The following is a 400-nucleotide window of genomic DNA, read 5'->3' as shown; positions in this document are numbered from 1 at the left end:
CTTATGAATCAATGCATTAAAAATATTCCGGCAGGCCGTCATGCTGGCACGGGGGTTGCGTAATAGACGGCACACGATGCCGCGAAGCGATGCAGGCATTCCAAACATCAGGAGACACGTCTTGCAGACCTCTATCCAAACCCCGTCCCATCCGGAGCCGCTTGCCGCGGCCGGTCCCGCCACGCGCGAACGCTTATGGCCGGAAGGCTGGTGGAAGCTGATGGAAATCCGCATCGGCATCATCCCGCTGCCGGTCTACGTGATCCTGTTCGGGCTGATCGTCGGCTTCGCGGTCACGGGCAAGGTGCCCGGCGAAATCTCGATGGCGATCGCCGTCCTCGCGTTCTTCGGCTTCACCTGCGCCGAACTCGGCAAGCGCCTGCCGCTCTTGCGCAACATC

2 protein-coding genes are annotated in these 400 nt (G+C 61.2%); one reads left to right on the top strand and one right to left on the bottom strand.

Annotation, left to right across the window (positions count from 1 at the left end; genetic code table 11):
* Window positions 1-234, bottom strand: a 234-nt coding sequence (locus M3600_RS28655) for a hypothetical protein (protein ID WP_251648601.1), incomplete at its 3' end; no start/stop codon positions are given.
* Between M3600_RS28655 and M3600_RS28650 the strand changes: the two genes are divergently transcribed.
* On the top strand, window positions 221-400 hold a 180-nt coding region (locus M3600_RS28650; protein WP_251648599.1), incomplete at its 3' end, for a 2-hydroxycarboxylate transporter family protein. The genes M3600_RS28655 and M3600_RS28650 overlap by 14 nt on opposite strands.

The organism is Niallia sp. MER 6, from assembly GCF_023714395.1.
GTDB lineage: Bacteria > Bacillota > Bacilli > Bacillales > Cytobacillaceae > Niallia.
Note: the sequence above shows the minus strand (reverse complement) of the source record. Positions and strands in the feature narration are given on the sequence as shown.